Source organism: Stenotrophomonas sp. YJH_SMC_19 (genome assembly GCF_059367915.1).
Genome location: NZ_JCAFRI010000014.1, coordinates 62,780 through 79,906 on the forward strand (window position 1 = coordinate 62,780; position 17,127 = coordinate 79,906).

20 protein-coding genes are annotated in these 17,127 nt (G+C 67.8%); 10 read left to right on the forward strand and 10 right to left on the reverse strand.

What is annotated here, in order from left to right; genetic code table 11:
* The first annotated feature begins 76 nt into the window (after positions 1-76).
* Entirely contained in the window at positions 77-2,641 is a 2,565-nt protein-coding gene (gene mprF / locus AC5P5R_RS14685; RefSeq protein WP_005414230.1) for a bifunctional lysylphosphatidylglycerol flippase/synthetase MprF, read from the forward strand.
* A 98-nt stretch (positions 2,642-2,739) separates the two neighbouring features.
* Here mprF and AC5P5R_RS14690 read toward each other — a convergent pair whose 3' ends face one another.
* The 4 genes from AC5P5R_RS14690 to AC5P5R_RS14705 all read right to left on the reverse strand — a co-directional run bounded on the left by AC5P5R_RS14690 (position 2,740) and on the right by AC5P5R_RS14705 (position 5,604).
* Complete coding sequence (locus tag AC5P5R_RS14690) at positions 2,740-4,086, reverse strand: virulence factor family protein (RefSeq protein WP_224119247.1); 1,347 nt, start codon at positions 4,084-4,086, stop codon at positions 2,740-2,742.
* A 78-nt stretch (positions 4,087-4,164) separates the two neighbouring features.
* On the reverse strand, positions 4,165-4,782 hold the full coding sequence (locus AC5P5R_RS14695) for a DUF998 domain-containing protein (RefSeq protein ID WP_043035448.1): 618 nt from the start codon (positions 4,780-4,782) through the stop codon (positions 4,165-4,167).
* Entirely contained in the window at positions 4,779-4,952 is a 174-nt protein-coding gene (locus AC5P5R_RS14700; RefSeq protein WP_050550426.1) for an oxidoreductase-like domain-containing protein, read from the reverse strand. Before AC5P5R_RS14700 ends, AC5P5R_RS14695 begins: the two co-directional genes overlap by 4 nt.
* A gap of 49 nt (positions 4,953-5,001) precedes the next feature.
* On the reverse strand, positions 5,002-5,604 hold the full coding sequence (locus AC5P5R_RS14705; RefSeq protein ID WP_005410561.1) for an HD domain-containing protein: 603 nt from the start codon (positions 5,602-5,604) through the stop codon (positions 5,002-5,004).
* A 240-nt stretch (positions 5,605-5,844) separates the two neighbouring features.
* On the opposite strand from AC5P5R_RS14705, the gene AC5P5R_RS14710 reads away from it, so the two are divergent.
* Positions 5,845-6,996 (forward strand): transglutaminase-like domain-containing protein, encoded by a 1,152-nt coding sequence (locus tag AC5P5R_RS14710; protein ID WP_043035446.1) that lies wholly within the window; start codon positions 5,845-5,847, stop codon positions 6,994-6,996.
* Positions 6,997-7,002: 6 nt separating this feature from the next.
* On the opposite strand, the gene AC5P5R_RS14715 is transcribed toward AC5P5R_RS14710, so the two are convergent.
* Positions 7,003-7,338, reverse strand: a complete 336-nt coding sequence (locus AC5P5R_RS14715; protein ID WP_005414225.1) for a zinc ribbon domain-containing protein YjdM — start codon at positions 7,336-7,338, stop codon at positions 7,003-7,005.
* A 182-nt stretch (positions 7,339-7,520) separates the two neighbouring features.
* Here AC5P5R_RS14715 and AC5P5R_RS14720 point away from each other — a divergent pair, with 182 nt between their 5' ends.
* From AC5P5R_RS14720 to AC5P5R_RS14730, 3 genes are all read left to right on the forward strand, one after another.
* Positions 7,521-8,882: an Hsp70 family protein gene (locus AC5P5R_RS14720; RefSeq protein ID WP_012480950.1), complete on the forward strand. Its 1,362-nt coding sequence runs from the start codon at positions 7,521-7,523 to the stop codon at positions 8,880-8,882.
* Between the two features lie 229 nt (positions 8,883-9,111).
* Complete coding sequence (locus AC5P5R_RS14725; protein WP_053462562.1) at positions 9,112-9,405, forward strand: YkgJ family cysteine cluster protein; 294 nt, start codon at positions 9,112-9,114, stop codon at positions 9,403-9,405.
* An 11-nt stretch (positions 9,406-9,416) separates the two neighbouring features.
* A complete protein-coding gene (locus AC5P5R_RS14730; protein ID WP_005410566.1) occupies positions 9,417-9,599 on the forward strand; it encodes a hypothetical protein in 183 nt (60 codons plus the stop codon).
* A gap of 49 nt (positions 9,600-9,648) precedes the next feature.
* Here AC5P5R_RS14730 and AC5P5R_RS14735 read toward each other — a convergent pair whose 3' ends face one another.
* The 3 genes from AC5P5R_RS14735 to AC5P5R_RS14745 are packed head-to-tail and all read right to left on the reverse strand — an operon-like array spanning position 9,649 to position 11,649.
* Complete coding sequence (locus tag AC5P5R_RS14735) at positions 9,649-10,530, reverse strand: DUF4097 family beta strand repeat-containing protein (protein ID WP_100438804.1); 882 nt, start codon at positions 10,528-10,530, stop codon at positions 9,649-9,651.
* Positions 10,531-10,540: 10 nt separating this feature from the next.
* Positions 10,541-11,074 carry a hypothetical protein gene (locus tag AC5P5R_RS14740; RefSeq protein ID WP_005410568.1) on the reverse strand — a complete coding sequence of 178 codons (534 nt, stop codon included), beginning with the start codon at positions 11,072-11,074 and terminating at the stop codon, positions 10,541-10,543.
* Complete coding sequence (locus tag AC5P5R_RS14745) at positions 11,071-11,649, reverse strand: RNA polymerase sigma factor (RefSeq protein WP_005414221.1); 579 nt, start codon at positions 11,647-11,649, stop codon at positions 11,071-11,073. The genes AC5P5R_RS14740 and AC5P5R_RS14745 overlap by 4 nt, the downstream gene beginning before the upstream one ends.
* A gap of 126 nt (positions 11,650-11,775) precedes the next feature.
* On the opposite strand from AC5P5R_RS14745, the gene AC5P5R_RS14750 reads away from it, so the two are divergent.
* Together AC5P5R_RS14750 and AC5P5R_RS14755 are read left to right on the forward strand one after the other, a co-directional pair.
* Complete coding sequence (locus AC5P5R_RS14750; RefSeq protein ID WP_005410570.1) at positions 11,776-11,955, forward strand: hypothetical protein; 180 nt, start codon at positions 11,776-11,778, stop codon at positions 11,953-11,955.
* Positions 11,956-11,991: 36 nt separating this feature from the next.
* Entirely contained in the window at positions 11,992-12,585 is a 594-nt protein-coding gene (locus AC5P5R_RS14755) for a mechanosensitive ion channel family protein (protein WP_005410571.1), read from the forward strand.
* A 512-nt stretch (positions 12,586-13,097) separates the two neighbouring features.
* Here AC5P5R_RS14755 and AC5P5R_RS14760 read toward each other — a convergent pair.
* Together AC5P5R_RS14760 and AC5P5R_RS14765 are read right to left on the reverse strand one after the other, a co-directional pair.
* Positions 13,098-13,364 carry a DksA/TraR family C4-type zinc finger protein gene (locus AC5P5R_RS14760; RefSeq protein WP_043035454.1) on the reverse strand — a complete coding sequence of 89 codons (267 nt, stop codon included), beginning with the start codon at positions 13,362-13,364 and terminating at the stop codon, positions 13,098-13,100.
* A gap of 170 nt (positions 13,365-13,534) precedes the next feature.
* Complete coding sequence (locus AC5P5R_RS14765) at positions 13,535-14,092, reverse strand: DUF2058 domain-containing protein (protein WP_043035444.1); 558 nt, start codon at positions 14,090-14,092, stop codon at positions 13,535-13,537.
* Positions 14,093-14,154: 62 nt separating this feature from the next.
* Here AC5P5R_RS14765 and AC5P5R_RS14770 point away from each other — a divergent pair, with 62 nt between their 5' ends.
* The 3 genes from AC5P5R_RS14770 to AC5P5R_RS14780 all read left to right on the forward strand — a co-directional run bounded on the left by AC5P5R_RS14770 (position 14,155) and on the right by AC5P5R_RS14780 (position 17,124).
* Positions 14,155-14,655 carry a M48 metallopeptidase family protein gene (locus AC5P5R_RS14770; protein WP_005414217.1) on the forward strand — a complete coding sequence of 167 codons (501 nt, stop codon included), beginning with the start codon at positions 14,155-14,157 and terminating at the stop codon, positions 14,653-14,655.
* A 47-nt stretch (positions 14,656-14,702) separates the two neighbouring features.
* Positions 14,703-15,401, forward strand: a complete 699-nt coding sequence (locus tag AC5P5R_RS14775) for an RNA pseudouridine synthase (protein ID WP_043035442.1) — start codon at positions 14,703-14,705, stop codon at positions 15,399-15,401.
* Between the two features lie 130 nt (positions 15,402-15,531).
* A complete protein-coding gene (locus AC5P5R_RS14780) occupies positions 15,532-17,124 on the forward strand; it encodes a phospholipase D family protein (RefSeq protein WP_100438805.1) in 1,593 nt (530 codons plus the stop codon).
* The last annotated feature ends 3 nt before the right edge of the window (positions 17,125-17,127 follow it).

A 17,127-nucleotide genomic window follows, 5' to 3' on the forward strand; every position in this document is an offset into this window, starting at 1 on the left:
ATGCCAGCGACAGGCGCACGATGCGCCACGGCTGCATTGACACCGCCCTCGCCCTCCCTGACGCACCCTTGCGCCGATGACCGAAACCACCGACCCCGCCACCGCTCCCTCCACCCCGGCATGGAAGCGGGTCCTCACCATCGTCATCCCGCTGCTGATCCTTGCGTTGGCGCTGCACGGCCTGGCCAACGAGTTCGATGAGAACGGCTACCGCGCCATCCGCCATGCCTTCCACCAGCTCAGTGGCACGCAGATCGCGCTTACTGTCGTGCTGGGCCTGGCCAGCTATGCCTGCCTGATCGGCTTTGATGCCATCGGCCTGCGCCGCAGCGGCATCCGCGTGCATCCGGCGCGCATCGGCATCACCGCGTTCCTGGCACACACGCTCGGCCAGACCGTGGGCTTTGCCGCGCTCACCGGCGGTGCGGTGCGCCTGCGCGGCTACCGTACCGCCGGCCTCGACCTGGCGCAGATCGGCCAGGTCGTGCTGATGAGCACGCTCGGCTTCGTGTTCGGTGCGTGGCTGCTGATCAGCGTGGCGCTGTGCATGGAACCGGCGGCAGCGGCGCTTGCCCTGCCGCTGGACCCGGATGCGGTGCGCGTGGTCGGCATCGTCGCGCTGCTGGCCTATGCGGCCACCCTGCTGCTGGTCGGCCGCGATGGACGCCAGTTCAGCGTGTTCGGCCATGCGCTGTGGCTGCCCGACCGGCGCACGATGATCGGGGTGACCGTGCTCAGCGTGATCGAGCTGGTGCTGGCCAGTGCCGCGTTCTATGTGCTGCTTCCGGACTCGACGCCGACCGGCCTGCCCGGCTTCGTCGGCCTGTACCTGGTCGCGGTGCTGGCCGGCCTGGTTTCGACCGTGCCCGCCGGCCTCGGCGTGTTCGAATGGAGCCTGCTGAAGCTGCTGCCACAGGTGGCACCGGCTGCGGTGCTGGCGGCGGCGTTGATCTACCGCGTCACCTACTACGTGCTGCCCCTGCTGCTGGCCACCCTGCTCGCGCTTGCACCCGCGCTGCGCCAGCCGCTGCAGGCCAGTGCCGGGGCAACCCGTGCCGGCTGGAACGCGCTGCGCCCATGGTTGCCGCAGATCATCGCGCTGGCGGTGTTCAGCATCGGTGCTGCGCTGGTCATCGACGGCACGTTGCCCACGCCGCGCCGTCACCTGGTCAACGCATCACTGCCGATCCTGGAAACGTCCCATCTGATCGGCAGCCTCAGCGGCGTCGCCCTGCTGCTGATCGGCCAGGGCCTGGCCCGGCGCAGCCATGCCGCATGGATGCTGGCGATGGCCGTGTGCGTGATCACCCCGTTGCCACTGTGGCTGCGCGGTGGCCAACCGTTGATCGCGGTCTCCGCCCTGCTGGTGGCGATGGCGCTGTGGGCCGCACGCCGCGAGTTCTACCGCCAGGGCGCGCTGCTCGATGAAGCATGGTCGTGGCCATGGCTGCGCAACCTCGGCCTGGTACTGGTGGCGGTCACCTGGCTGTTGTTCTTCACCTACAGCCATGTCGAGTACCAGAACGAGCTGTGGTGGCAGTTTGCGATATCCGGCAACGCACCGCGTGCGCTGCGTGCGCTGCTGGTGGTGGCGATCGCGCTGGTGATGTTCGGCCTGGCGCGGCTGCTGCACAGTACGCGCAGCCCGCTGCCAGCCGCCGACGAGGCCACGCTGCAATCATTGGCGCCGGTACTGGCCGGTGCCACCGATACCCAGGCCTGCCTGGTACTGACCGCCGACAAGGCGGTGCTGCGCGATGATGCGAAACAGGGCTTCGTGATGATGCAGCGCTACGGCGGTTCGCTGATCGCGATGGGCGATCCGGTCGGCCCGCCTGATGTGGCGCGCGCGCTGATATGGCGCTTCCGCGAGGAAGCTGACCGGCTCGGCCTGCGCCCGGTGTTCTACCAGGTGGGCGAGACCTACTGGCAGACCTATCTCGACCTGGGCCTGGGCCTGGTCAAGCTGGGCGAGGAAGCGATCGTGCCCTTGCACGACTTCGGCCTGGAAGGCCGCGAACGCGCCGATCTGCGCCAGGCCTGGAACCGTGGCAAGCGCGGGGGCCTTTCGTTCCGCGTGGCACCGGTGGAAGAGATTCCCAGCCTGCTTCCCCGCCTGCACGCGATCTCCAACGCGTGGCTGGAAGACAAGGCCGGCGACGAGAAGGGTTTCTCGCTGGGCAGCTACGATCCGGATTACCTGGCGCGCTTCCCGGTGGCGCTGGTCGAAGCCGAGGGCCAGATCGTGGCATTCGCCAACCTGTGGCAGGCACCGGCCGGTGCCGAGCTGTCGGTGGACCTCATGCGCCACGTCAACGAGGCACCGAAGGGCACGATGGACTTCCTGTTCATCGAGCTGTTCCTGTGGGGCCGCGCGCAGGGCTATGCGCGCTTCTCGCTGGGCATGGCGCCGCTGTCCGGGCTGGCCCAGCATCGCCTTGCTGGTCGCTGGAACCGACTGGCCGGCCTGCTCGCGCGGCATGGCGAACGCTTCTATGGCTTCAGTGGCCTGCGCCGCTTCAAGTCGAAGTTCGACCCGCAGTGGCGACCGCGCTATCTGGCAGCACCCGGCGGCATGCATCTGCCGGCCGCGTTGCTGGATGCCACGCGCCTGATCTCGCTGGACCCGCGGCGTAACTGAAGCCCTGAGCCGCCGGGCATGGCCCGGCGCTGCAAACCACCCGGTAGGTGTCGACCTTGGTCGACACGGCGGCGACAGCGTTCGGGCGTGGCCCGGCGCTACGCCCCGCCCTTGAGGATCACTTCGGCCAATCGGTCGTAATCACCATTGAAGTGATGGTCGCCCGGCAGCTTCACCTTCTGCACGCCGTCGTTGGCCGGCAGGCCGGGGCACAGCGCGTCGTCATCCTTGTCGCCATACACGCAGAGGGTCTTCGCCGCCGGCAGCTTCGCCACTTCCGGCGCGATCGGCAGACCATCGCCGCCACCACCCAGCCAGTTGCTGACGTGGAATTCAAAGTCGGCCTTCCTGCCTACCGACAACAGCACGATACGATCCAGCGCTGCGCGGGTATCGGCATCGAGCTGGTTGATGGTGGCCGGCAGCACGTCGGCACCCTGCGAGAAACCGATCAGCATCACCTTGTCGCGATGCCACTGCTGGCGGTAGTGATCGATGATCTTCTGCAGGTCAGTGGCAAATCCCTTCGGCGTGCGTTCGCTCCAGAAGTAGCGCAGTGAGTCGATGCCGACCACGGCCACGCCATGCTCGTTGAGCGACGATGCCACGTCCTTGTCCAGGCCGGCCCAGCCGCCATCGCCGGAAACGAACACGGCCAGCGTGTCGCCATTACCGGCAGCGGGTACTTCCACTATCGGCAGGCCCTTCAGCGCGGCTGGTGGCGGTGCCAGGCTGACGCCGGCCTGCGCGCCGATCACCCGCGCCGCCGCCACCAGGCCGGGTGAAGCATCACCGCGCGCGGTGCGCTTGAACTCGCGTGCCATCGCCACCTGCTGCACGAAGCGGCTGGCCTCGCCAACCTTGCAGCCATGGTCGCCGGCGGCGCTCAGCCACGGGGAATTCAACTCGGCAGGCTGCAGCTTGTTGCGCTTCACGCCATCGCCGCAGACCATGCGCTCGTGGCTGCGATCCGGGCAGAAGCCAGTGGTCAGCAGGCCGGCGAACACTTGGGTGTCGGCCTGTGCGGCCAGCGTGTAGGCCATCTCGGCGCCTTCACCATCACCACCGACCAGCGGCAGGTGGTAGCCAGGCAGGTGCAGGGAGGCCTGCAACCAGCGCGAGAAGTTCTCGACGTCGCCGGAACCGAACGAACAGGTCGGATTCCCCTCGCGCTTGAGCACGCTGCGCAGATGCGCGATGTCCACGGCAGCGACCATCGCGCCATCGGCACGCAGGGCCTCGATCGGAAGGCGGCTGGTATCACCACCGGCGGTGGGTTCATGGAACCAGATCACCACACGCTGCGGCGTGCCAGCCGGCATGTGCACCGGAATCTGCTCGAACCGCCCGTGGCTGAACTGCTGCACGTTGGCCGCCGCCATTGCCGGCAGTGCTGCCAACGCCAGAACCACACCCATTGCCCTGCCCAGCCCTGCACGCTTCATGTCGCATCCCCGATGGAATGCGCACACGATACGCCGCCGCCGCGTGCACGGCACGTACCGGCGCAGGCCGTTGGGGATTCAGTGGGCTACGGCCCGACGGCTGCGCCGGTACAGGGCCATCGCCAGATACAGCAGCCAGCCAACGATCACCGCGATCACCACTTTCTGTCCCAGCCCACGCGGTGGTCCACCACGCCACAGCACATGCAGCCACAGCAGCACGAAGGCCAGCCATGCCCAGCCCCAGAGCAGGCCCGCGGCGGACTGCCAACCCGGTTCGCGGCGCAGGTACCAGGCCTGCAGCAGCATGCCGACGCTGGCACACAGGAACGCGGTGTTGGCTGCCAGTCCATGGATGAACGGTGCAAGCAGCGGGGTCGCTTCAGGCAGCCAGCTGTCACCGATGGCGACCGTCGCCAGCCCCAGCGCAGAGACAGTGAACAACAGCGGCGCCGCCGCACTGCGGCGCGGCCCGATGCTGCCGCGATACAGCGCAATGCCAAGCGCCGCAATGGCCAGCGCCAGCAGGCAGTAGGCAGCGCGCAATGCCAGGCCCCACGGCCCGTGCAGGTACAGGCTCAAGGTTGCCCGCACCCAGTCCAGATCACTGCGCGCGACCTGGGTCCACAGCGCGGTGGTCACGAACAGCAGCAGCGCCACCAGTGCCAGCACCGCCGCCGGACGCGCACGGCTCATGGCGTTGCCTCCGGATGCCGCGTCTTCCACTCGGCCAGCGCCTTGCGATAGCGCTGCAGCTCATCGGCATACAGATCCAGCACGCACAGCGGACAGCCGCTGCCACAGCACTCGTTGGGACCGGGCTCTTCGGGGGGCAGCGGGCGGGGGTCGGGATCAGGGACGGACACAGTGGGAAGCGACAATCGGTGAGAGCAGGCGCAAGTGTACCGGTCCAGCTCAGCGGGCCAGCTGTCGACGCAGGTTTTCCCGAGCCGCCGCATCCAGACGCTGGTGGAAGAAGTCACTGAGGAAGATGCGCGGCGCCCGCAGCAGCCCCTGCAGGAAACGGCGACGCCCGGCGCGGTACAGGAAGCCCGGCACGACCCCTTTGTACTCTTCGGCCACGCCACGATCGTAGGCAGCGAACACCGGCTCGGGCGCGGCCAGGATCGCCATGTCGCAGTCCAGGAACAGCGCGGCCTCGGCATCAACGTCGTCCGGGCCCAGATCGCCATGGCGGGCTGTCAGCAGGATCAACTGCTCGACCCGCGCGGCGTCGACGCCGGCCAGTTCCGGGGCCCGTGCGATTGCCTGCAGGGCCAGCGCCGCCGAACGCGCTTCGTTGTCCTTGCGGCCCGCCACATAGATCGCGTCGTGGTAGAGCACGGCCAGGTACACCTCGGCGGGCCTCTGCCAGCCCGGGCCGTCAGCCACGTCCTGGCAGTGCTGCAGCACCGCGCGTACGTGTCCGAAGTGGTGGTAGGCGCGGGGCGGCGTTGCGTAGCTGTCCTGCAGCGCCTGCCACTGCGCAGGAGCCAGCGTCAGCGGAGAGAAATCCATACCCGGATCATCCCGCCTGCGCAGCCCCGCGGCAAGCTGATGGTTTTTTCACCACATACTCACAACGCTTGCCCGGTGAGGCCTGGACGCGGTTGTCCACAGCTTTGTCGAGCGCTGGTCCACATCGGTTGTGGATGAAACGCCGTACCGGCCACGCGCCGACCAACGGTCACTGCAGCGCGGCGCCGCCGGGTCTACACTCGCTGCAGGCGGGAGCGCCCGCCGCTGCCGGGAACTGTCATGTACCGCCCTGCCGCCCGCATCTTCGTCGTGGTCCTGGCCGCTTTGATGGCCGCGCCGCTCTGCGCACAGAACCACCCGCGCACCGATGCACTCCCGCCCATCGGAAGCGTCACCCCGGTGGAGGTCCCCTCACCGGAACAGGTCTTCGCGATTCCTCCCGCAATGCGCGCGATGCTGCAGGCGCAGGTGATCGACCGCAGTTCATCGCGCGAGCAGCGGCTGCAGGCACTGGTGGAAATGATCTTCGGCCGCCAGGGGCTGGACCTGCAGTACGACGCGAACGCGACCTACACCGTGGACGAAGTCTGGCAGCAGCGCCGCGCCAACTGCCTCGCCTTCACGCTGATGTTCGTGGCACTGGCGCGCGAGGCTGGCATCCAGGCCCGCGTCCAGGAAGTCGGCCAGGTCGTGTCCTGGTACCAGGACCAGGACGCCGGCGTGGTCTACAGTGTGGGCCACGTCAACGCGGGCGTGGAGATCGCGGGGCGTTACGCCACGGTCGACCTCGATCGCAACGTACTCTACGACCGCCACGGCCCGCAGCCGGTCAGCCGCGCGCGTGCACTGGCCCATTTCTACAACAATCGAGGTGCCGAACGCATGGCCGAAGGAGACCTCGTCGGCGCCCGCGCGTTCTTCGATGCCTCGGTCGTGCAGGATCGCGCGTTCCCCTCGGTCTGGAACAACCTGGGTGTGCTCGACAACCGTGAGGGCAACACCGATGCGGCGCGGCAGGCACTGGACCGCGCCCTGCGCCTGGACGGTCGCCAGGATGCGGCGCTGACCAATGCCAGCGCGCTGTATCGGCAGCTTGGGCTGGATGCGCAGGCCAAGGCCCTGGAGCGACGCTTGAAGTCGGTGCAGCGTGAGGACCCGTTCGCGCAGTACATGCTGGGCACGCAGGCCGAGCAGGCCGGAAAGCTGGCCGAAGCCATCCGCTATTACCGGCAGGCCGTGCGCCTGTATGACACCGCGCACCAGTTCCACTTCGGGCTGGCGCGCGTGTATTTCCTGTCCGGGCAGCTTGAACGCGCCGACCGTGAACTGACCCGCGCGCAGCTGCTGGGTGGTGCACCGGAGCAGGCACGCTACCAGGCCAAGCTCGACAGCCTGGCCCGCTGGCGCGCGCAGCAGCAGGCCAGGCGCTGAGACCGATCAGGCCTTCTTGAGGAAGCAGGTCTTCAGGACCAGGCCCTTGATCTTGTCCGAGTTGCCTTCGATGTGCTCGGCATCATCTTCGACCAGGCGGATGTTGCGGATCACGGTGCCCTGCTTCAGCGGGATCGAAGACCCCTTCACCTTCAGGTCCTTGATCACGGTGACGGTGTCGCCGGCCTGCAGGGTATTGCCGTTGCTGTCACGCACGACCAGGGTCGAACCGGCACTTTCCTCGGCGGTCCATTCGAAACCGCAATCGGCGCAGATCCACAGCGCGCCATCGGCATAGGTGTTTTCCAGGGTGCACTGCGGGCAGGCGGGAACAGACGACATCGGCAAGTACCTCAAAGTGAATCAACAGCCGCCATTGTAACCGCCCGGTCCGGGGCCCCGGCTCCCTGGCAGGTGCCCGGCCGCCGCCATGACCGCGGCTGGAGCAGCCGTGACGCTGGAACTTGCAGTCGGCGACGAACTGCAGCAGAGTGCGCGGCCCCTGACCGCCCCCGGAACTCCCCATGCGCCTCGGCATCGACTTCGGTACCAGCAACTCCGCCGCCGCCATCGTGCATGAGGGGAAACTGCTGCCGATCCGTTTCGGTGACGCCGAACAGTTCCGCACCAGCGTGTACTTCCCCGGCGTGGTGCCCGACCCGGACGACTTCCAGCTCGACGACGGCCAGGAACACCAGCTGCAGCAGATGATCGATAGCGCCGCGCGTGCAGCCCGTGCCGCCGGCCAGGAACGCACCCCGCAGGCGCTGCGCCGTGAAGCCCTGCGCGCCCTGCGCCGTGAATGGATGGAGGCCCGCGCCGGCAAGGAACGCAGCGCCAGCGACCTGCTGCAGAACGCGGTCTACGGCGACGACGCGCTGGAAGCCTATTTCGAGGAACACGAAGGCAACCTGGTGCAGAGCCCGAAGTCGATGCTGGGCTACAACCTGCACCCACGCGCGAAGCAGACCATCACCGGCATCGCCGCGCACATCCTCGAACACATCCGCCTGACCGCCAGCGCCCAGCTTGGCCAGCCGCTGCGTGCCGCTCTGCTCGGCCGCCCGGTGCAGTTCCGCAGCTCGATCGGCGCGGCCGGCAATGACCAGGCACTGGATATCCTGCGCGAGGCCGCCACCCAGGCCGGCTTCGACCAGATCGATTTCCTCGAAGAACCCGCCGCGGCGGCCATGCACTACCACGCCGAAAGCCGCGAGCGGCACCAGGCGGTGATCGTCGACATCGGCGGCGGTACCACCGATATCGCGCATGCCGAAGTCGGTGGCGACGACGCCCCGCGTATCCACCGCGCGTGGGGTATCGCCCGCGGCGGTACCGACATTGATCTGGCGCTGAGCCTGTCCAGCTACATGCCGCTGTTCGGCCGCGGCATCACCCGCGTGCCCGCCCACCACTATGTGGAAGCAGCCACCGTGCAGGACATGACGCGCCAGCGCGACTTCCGCCAGCACAAATACGATCACGTCGACGAGCCGTGGGGCGGGCGCCTGCAGGCCCTGCAGGACACCGGCAATACCGCCCGCCTGTACCGCGATGTCGAACGCGCCAAGATCGCCCTCAGCGCCGCCAGCGAGCACCGCAGCACGCTGGACTACATCGCCCGCGACCTGCATGCCGACAGCAGCGCCGATGGCCTGGCCGCCGCCGCCCACGGCTACCTGGAGCAGATCCGGGAACTGCTGGCCCAAGTCCGCAGCGACATCGGGGGCGACCCGGATGCGGTGTTCCTGACCGGCGGCATGTCCCGTGCCGGCTACCTGCGCCAGGCCGTGGCCGAGGCCTTCCCGGGGGCCCGCATGGTCCACGGCGAGCCCTCGCTGGGCGTGGTCCAAGGCCTGGCGTTGGCGGCAGCCAGCCAGGATTAACAAAACGTTACGCGGTCTAAGTTACTCTTGGTCGGCTAGAACCCCGCTGCACCTTCCACCGGCCACGCCGGTGTGTGTCCACGGTGCAGCCTGGCCCGCCCTGCGGGCCTAGCGGCCATGCCTTCCTGGCTCGTTCATGGTCCGCGCAGCACCTGAGCCGCCATCGAGACCCGCTTTGGGCACCCGCCAGGCCCCTGTGGCCTTACAACCTGACGCAGCACCTGCACCCATCGACTGCCGCCGTTGTGACGCGGTCTGTTGCCGGCTGCCCGTGCTGCTGCAGCCCGGCGACCACGTGCCTGGCCAGTTCCTGTCACGCGACACCCACGGCCGTGCCGTGATGGCGCGCAACGAGGAAGGCTGGTGCGCGGCGATCGATCCCTATCACCTGCGCTGCACGATCTATTCGCAGCGCCCGGCGATCTGCCGCCAGTTTTCGATGGGCGGCGATGACTGCCGCCGCGAGCGGCAGGATTACCTGCGCCAGGCCGACGCCTGGGCGCTTTCCTCCCCTTCCACCTGACAGGAGCAACCATGCCCCGCAAGGCAAAGACCCCCGCGAAGGCCAGCAACAGCATCCGCAGCGAACGCAAGGGCGCGGCCGCCAGCACCGTGGTCAGCAGCGACTCGATCGCTTCGGACCTGGCAGCGTTCCGCAAGGCCGGTGGCAAGATCGAAGTCCTCGGCACCACCTGGGCGCTGAAGAAAGCCAGCTGACCCAGTACCGACCGCGGCGGCGCTGCCGCCGCGGCCTGCCGGACCGTGCTCAGCGATCCAGGCGTACCCGCACACTGCCCGAATGCGACTGGATGCGGATGTCTCCATCGCCGCCCCCCAGACGCGTATCGAGATGGCTGCCCGGCCCGTAGCGCGGCCGCTCCACCTGACCGGCGTCGCTGTTGATCGAGCCGCTGAAGCTGTTCACCGACAGCTGTGCCGACACCGTGCGTGGCAGGCTCAGCGTGACCGAGGCACTGACCGATTCGACATTGATGCGGCCGCCGGGCGCCAACCCGGCCGCTGCCAGATCGATGCTGCCCGAAACGGTTTCCACCGCCAGTCGCTGCACGCGCCCGGCGTCGACCTCGACCCGTCCGGACACCGTCTGCGCACCGATATCACCGGACACGCCACCGCCGGCCTCGATGCGGCCACTGACGGTGTTCACATCCAGCTTCGGCGTCTGCAGGCGTGCGCTGACGCTGCCACTGACCGTGTTGAGCTTGCTGTCGCCACTGCGGCCAGCCGCGCTCAGGCTGCCGCTGACCGTGTCGGCCTGCAGCCGTCGCACATCGATACCACTGATGTCCTGGCTGGCGCTGACCGTGCTCAGCAGCAGCTCCACCGATCGCGGCACGTTCAACACCAGCGTTGCACCACCGCTGTTGCTGCGGCGCGGATATTCGATCTCCCAGCGCACACGGTTGGCGCTTTTTTCCTGGCGCAACTGCAGGCCGTCGCTGAGCGTGCCGGTGAGCTGCACGTCATTGCGGTCCCAGCCACGCACGGTCACCTTGCCGGCCACGTTGCTCAGCTCGATGCGACCGCCCGCAGCCAAGGTGTGGCGCTCGTCGATGCGGGTGTCGGCCAGCGCCACGGCAGGGGCCAACAGCAGCGCGACGCAGCAGGAAATCAGGGTTCGGGTCATGGGGGTCTCCTCAGGTCGTCAAGCCGGACTCGGCGGCATAGGCCGCCTGCCGGGTCAGTTCCAGCCGCAGCGCATAGGTGCGCTTGAGCTGGCCAAGCAGGTGCGGCGCACGCGGGTCCTGCGCCAGGGCGGCACGGATCTGCGCCGCGCTTTCATCCAGTTCGTGCAGGGCCGGCTGCCATTCCGGCGCCCGTCCATCGGGCAGCGAAGCGACGGCCTGCTGATACTGCTCGGTCATCGCCGCGGCCTGCAGCTGCAGGGCGGACGGCGCCGGCGTATCCGGCTGCGCATGCCGCCACGGCGCCACCGCATACAGTGCCAGGCTGGCAGCCAGGGCAGCGCCGGCCGGCAACCACCAGCGGCGCCGCGAACGCACCGGCAGGACCACCACGTTGTCCGTTGGCGCGGGCGCTGCCTGCGATTCACGCGGCGGCAGCCGGGCGGACAGGCGTGCCCAGCCATCGGCGGGTACGTCGCGCTCGTTCGGCAGCGCGCGCAGCCGGGCCAGCAGGTCGTGATCGGAATCGTGTTCGTGTGTACTCATGTCATGTCTCCCAGCCGTGCGCGCAACAGGCCGCGCGCACGATGCAGCTGTGCCTTGGAACTGCCGACAGCCATCTGCAGCTGCTCGGCGATTTCCTGATGTTTCCAGCCTTCGATATCGTGCAGCACCAGTACCGCACGCGCCCGTGGTGGCAGTGTCGACAATGCGCGCTCCAGGTCACGCTCGGTACCCGCGCAACGGTCATGCACCGCCAGTTCCTGCAGGCCGCCATCGACATCCTCCAGACTGTCGTGATCCTGCCCTGCGGCGCGACCACGCAGTTCCATCAGTGCGGCGTTGACCCCCAGCCGATGCAGCCAGGTGGACAGGCTGCTCTCGAAACGGAACCCTGGCAGGGCTTTCCAGGCCTGCAGGAAGGCCTCCTGCAGCGCATCCTCGGCACGTGCCTGCTGGCCGCCACACAACCGCCACAGGACAGCGAATACACGCGGCGCGTGACGCCGGTACAGCAGTTCGTAGGCAGCGGTGTCGCCGGCGGCCGCCGCCCGTACCAGAGCGGGTTCGTCGACGGCGTCGTTGGCGGCAGGCAGCGCGGGCATGGTGGTGTCGAGCATATCGCTTGGATGCGGCGACCCGGGAAAAGGTTTAGAGCCGATCGACGGCCGATGCCATGCAACCTTTTCGACGGCTGCTGCATCCATGGAAGGTCCTTCGCGAATCTGCCGTCCGGGAGTCCTGCCATGTCCAGCCCTTCCTGCGCCGCCCTGCTGGTGATCGCTGCCTGCGTCCTGCTGCAGGCGCTGGGCCTGTCACTGCAGCTGCGCCCCGACAACGGCCGCGCCTGCCTGCAGCAGCACCGCCAGGAGCTGGTCTGCCTGGCCTGGACCCCGGCGGTCGAATCCCCCGCACGCGCCGGGTAACATCGAGGGCCGTTATTGCCACCCGTCGTCGCCCCCATGATGTTGTCGCTGAAGGATCACCTGCCGGCCTGGACCTACCCTTGGCTCCACGACGCGGGTATCGCCGTGAAGATCCTGCTCACCCTGCTGGCCGCGTGGCTGCTGCGGGTGCTGGCACGGCGCTTGATCCGCCGCTTCGCCGAGCACTACACGCTGCCACCGGAAATGGTGATGGGCGCGCGCCGGATCACCAGTTTCGTGGTCTATTTCAGCGCAGTGCTGTACATCCTCAGCCTGCTCGGCGCATCGCCGTCGGTACTGTGGACCGCGTTCACCGGCTTCGCGGCGGTGGGTGCGGTGGCCTTCTTCGCGGCCTGGAGCGTGCTCTCCAACATCTTCTGCACGCTGCTGATCTTCACCACGCGCCCATTCCGCCTGCATGACTACATCGAGGTGCTGGAGAACGGCGAGAAACCGGGCCTGAAGGGCCGGGTGATCGACGTGAACCTGATCTACACCACGCTGCAGGAGACCGGCGACGGCCACGAGGGCACGGTGCTGCAGCTGCCGAACAACCTGTTCTTCCAGCGCACGGTGCGGCGCTGGCGCGACCCGGCACAGGCCCCCGGTGGCATCCAGGGCGACGGCTGAGGGAGGTTCTTCTTTGCAGGGCTGCACCCTGCACCTGCCGAGGCCGAAGCCGAAGCAAGATCAAGAGCGGCATTCCGTGGGATGGCGGGGCGGTGTGGGTGGTCAGGACACGCCGTAAACCCGTCCATGGGGGCTCGATGGCGCCATCCATGGCGCCAACGGTCCTGCCCACCCACACCGCCCCACCTCTGACAGATTCCGCGCGCTGTTGGTGGGTGCCGACCGTTGGTCGGCACATCTGTCAGATATCGATAGTCAAAATTGAATCCTACCCCGTGCCGACCAACGGTCGGCATCAGCAGCGGGTTCCAACAGATCGCGGAAATCTGTCAGAGGCGGGGCGGTGTCGGAGTGCGGGGTGTCCGCGGCATGGATGCCGCGGCCAAGCCCCCATGGACGGGTTCACGGCGTCCCCGCACTCCGACACCGCCCTGCCAACCCACGGAATGCCAGCCTTTGATGTTGACGTTGCTTCTGCAGGTGCAGGGCGCAGCCTTCCAATAAAACACCCCTTACCTCAGCTGGCTGTCCTTGCTGCCACGCCGGTTGTAGCCGGCATGCGCCTGTTCTTCGTCGTCATGCGCCTGCTGGCACGCCACGCACAGCCGTACCCCGGGCACGGCCTGGCGCCGCGCCAGCGGAATCAGCGCGTCGCATTCCTCACAGTTTTCCAGACCAGGGCCCTGCCGCAGCTGGCGCCGCGCGCGGGCAATCGCATCGTCGACGGTGGCGTCGATCTGGTCCTGGACCGCGCCGTCTCCCGCCCAACCGGTGGCCATGGCCATCCTCCGCAGGTGTGTCGCCTGATATGGGGACGATACACCCGCGCACAAAGGAGCGGACCTGTGTTGAGCCGAGCCATGCCCGGCTGATCTTCAGCAATCTGAGCAGAACGTGGAGGGCTTCAATCAGGTCGATCGCGACTTAATCCCCTCCGTCCCCTTTTCGCTTACCAGACCAGGTCGTCGGGCACCTGGAACTGGGCGTAGTAGGCGTCGTCCTCGGCATTGCCGGTGGATATCTCAGCGGTCGAGCCCGGCTGGCCGTGGTCGACGATGATTGCTTCCGGGGCGCGCTCACGCACCTTCTCGGCAGCAGCACGTGGCAGCAGCGCGTAACCGTCGCCGTGGGCAACGATGACCAGTACGCCGACCGACAGCGCCTTGCGCAGCTTGGGGTCGATCAGCAGGGTGCGGATCGCCGTGCCATCGCTGAAGCGGTACTCGTCATCGCCCTTGTGGGACACGGCATGGGCCGCGATGATCTGCTTCGCCTGCGCCTTCTGTTCAGCCTGCCTGGCCTGCGCATTGCGCTCGGCGGCCAGCGCGCGGTCGCGCTCGATCTTCTCGGCGCGGACGCGTTCAGCCTCGCGCTGGACCTCGGCCGAGGTCGATTCGGCCTTGCCCTGGCGGGCCTTGGCCTGCTCGCGCGCGGCGGCGCTGGCCTGCGACTTCTTGGCCAGGCCGGCCTTGAGCAATTGTTCCTGCAGCGCGTTGGGCTTTGCCATGGTCGGTGCGTACCGCGTGTAATCTTGGATGCCCCATTCTACCGACGCCCCGCCGCCCCTGCATGGCAGTCCTGAAGTACCTCACCGGCTATCCCGAACCCCTGGTCGCCCAGGTCAGCGAACTGCTGGCGCAGGGCAAGCTCGGCCCCTGGCTGCAGCAGCGCTACCCCGACCCGCATGAAGTGCGCAGCGACCGCCAGCTGTACGACTACACCCAGGAGCTGAAGGACCGCTACCTGCGCAAGTCGGTGCCGCTCAACAAGGTCTGCTACGACAACACGCTGGAAGTGATCAAGCACGCGCTGGGCACTCATACCGCCATTTCCCGCGTGCACGGCGGCCGCCTCAAGGCCAGCCGCGAGATCCGCATCGCCACCGTGTTCCGCCAGGCACCAGCAGCGTTCCTGCGCATGATCGTGGTACATGAGCTGGCCCACCTGAAGGAAGCCGACCACAACAAGGCCTTCTACCAGCTGTGCCAGCACATGGAGCCGGAGTACCTGCAGCTGGAGTTCGATACCCGCCTGTACCTGACCGAGCTGGCCAACCGCGGCCAGCGCTGACCGGCCGCAGCAGCTACACTGCGCGCCCCCTGCCCGACCTTGCCGCCATGGAACCGATCCGTCTCGACAAACGCCTGTCCGCCCTGCTCGGCATCCCGCGCGGCGAAGCGCGACGCTACATCGAAGGCGGCTGGGTCACGGTCAACGGCGACGTGGTGGAGCAGCCGCAGCGCCCGGTCGATGACAGCGCGGTGATCGTTGTGGCCGAGCAGGCCAGCGATGAAAAGGCCGAGCGGGTCAGCATGCTGTTGAACAAGCCGGCCGGCGTTGCCGCTGAGACCCTGTGTGCGCTGGTCAGCAGTGACAGCCGCAGCGAACTCGATGCCAGCGACATCCGTCCGCTGCAGCGTCACTTCCATGGCCTGCAGCTGGCCGCCTCGCTTCCGGCCAGCGACAGCGGCTTGGTGGTGGTCAGCCAGGATCCGGCCACGCTGGCCCATCTGCAGCGCAATCTTGGCCGCACCGAACAGGAATACCTGATCGAAGTGGCCGAGGGCGGCCCGGAGCGTGGGCCATGGCTGATGGCGCGTTTGCAGCAGGAGGCCGGCGGCGGCAAGGTCAGCTGGCAGAGCGAACAACGCCTGCGCTTTGCCGGCAAGGGGCTTACCGCCAAGGGCCTGCGTGCAGCGGTGACAGCCGCCGGGCTGCAGGTGACCGGGGTGCGCCGCCTGCGTATCGGACGCGTGGCGCTGGGGCCGCTGCCGCCGGGGCAGTGGCGCTACCTGGGCAGCGATGAGCGGTTCTGAGGTGTGCGGGTCAGAGCCCTTTCCTGTGGAATGGGATCCGACTCCATCGGTGACGCCCCCTCGGGGTGGGATCCCGTGCCGAAGGCAAGGGCTCTGACCCCTTGTCGATCCTGCAGGCATTCCTTCACGCATGGCGTGGCTCTACCATCGGGGCATGAGCCTGCCCAAGCCGCTGTGGCGACGCCTGCTGCGTGTTGCTGCGATCATCCTCGCCGTGCTGGTGCTGCTGGTGCTGTCCGGCCTGCTGCTGGCCGACCACCTCACGCCGCAGGCACAGGGCACGCCTTCGCATGTGCTGCCACTGCAGCCGGCGCAGACCCGCATCGACCAGCAGATCGTGCCATTGCAGGAGGCCCATCCCGGCCAGTCCGGCGTGGCCTTCCTCAGTGATGGCATGGATGCCTTCGCCGCACGCGCGATGATCACCACGCACGCAGGCCGCAGCCTGGACCTGCAGTACTACATCTGGCACGACGACCTGATCGGCCACCTGATGGCCAAGGCGCTGTATGACGCCGCCGAGCGCGGCGTGCGCGTGCGCATCCTGCTTGATGACATGAATGCCAAGGACAAGGACGCGCTGATGATGGCGCTCGATGCGCATCCGAACATCGAGATCCGCCTGTACAACCCGTTCCGCAACCGGACCGGCATCCTGCGCATGGTGGAGATGGTGCAGCGCTTCTTCAGCGTGAACCACCGCATGCACAACAAGAGCTGGATCGCCGATGGCCGCGTCGCGATCGTCGGTGGCCGCAACATCGGCGAGGAGTATTTCAGCGCGCGCACCGATGTGAACTTCCAGGATCTAGACCTGCTGGTCGCCGGCCCCGCCGTGGAGCAGGCCAACCGCATCTTCGACGACTACTGGAACAGCGAAACCGCCATTCCGGTATCCGCGCTTGCCTTCCATACCGACGCACAGCTGCGCCTGCTGGTGCGCGAATCGGACCATGAGGCGCAGCGGGACGTGGCCCGGCCGTACCTGGCGCGCGTGGCCGAATCACGCAAGCGGCAGCGCCCGAGCCCCGAGCCGCTGCGCTGGAGCGGTGCAGTGCGCATCGTGTCCGACCCGCCGATGAAGCACCGCAAGGACGATCGCGCTGCCTGGCTGGTGTCGACCCTGATCAGCGAGCTGCAGGCCGCCAGGCACAAGGCCCTGTTGATCTCGCCCTACTTCGTTCCCGGCAACGAGGGCCTGGATGGCTTTTCGGCCATGTCCGGGCGGGGCGTGCAGGTCGGCGTGGTCACCAACTCACTGGCCGCCAATGACGTCGCCGCCGTGCATGGTGGCTACATGGGCTACCGCGTGCCGTTGCTCGAAGCCGGCGTCCACCTTTACGAACTGAAGGCACAAGGGCAGTCCGGCGATGCCGGCGTGTTCGGCAGCAGCGGCGCCAGCCTGCATACCAAGGCGTTCCTGGTCGATGACCGCCGCGGTTTTGTCGGTTCGTTCAACCTCGACCCGCGCTCGGCCTATCTGAACACCGAGATGGGCGTGCTGTTCGACGATCCGGTGCTGGGCGCACAGCTGCGGGACGAGTACCTGCGCCTGGCTGATCCCAGGCACAGCTGGTGGCTGGCTCTGGATGAGCGTCGCCGGTTGCGCTGGCTGGAGCGCGAACCGCCACCGCACTGGGTGGAGGCGGAGCCGGGGGCAACGGCGCGCAAACGCTGGTTGTCGCGGGTGATCAGCTGGCTGCCGGTCGAATCGCAGCTGTAGCGC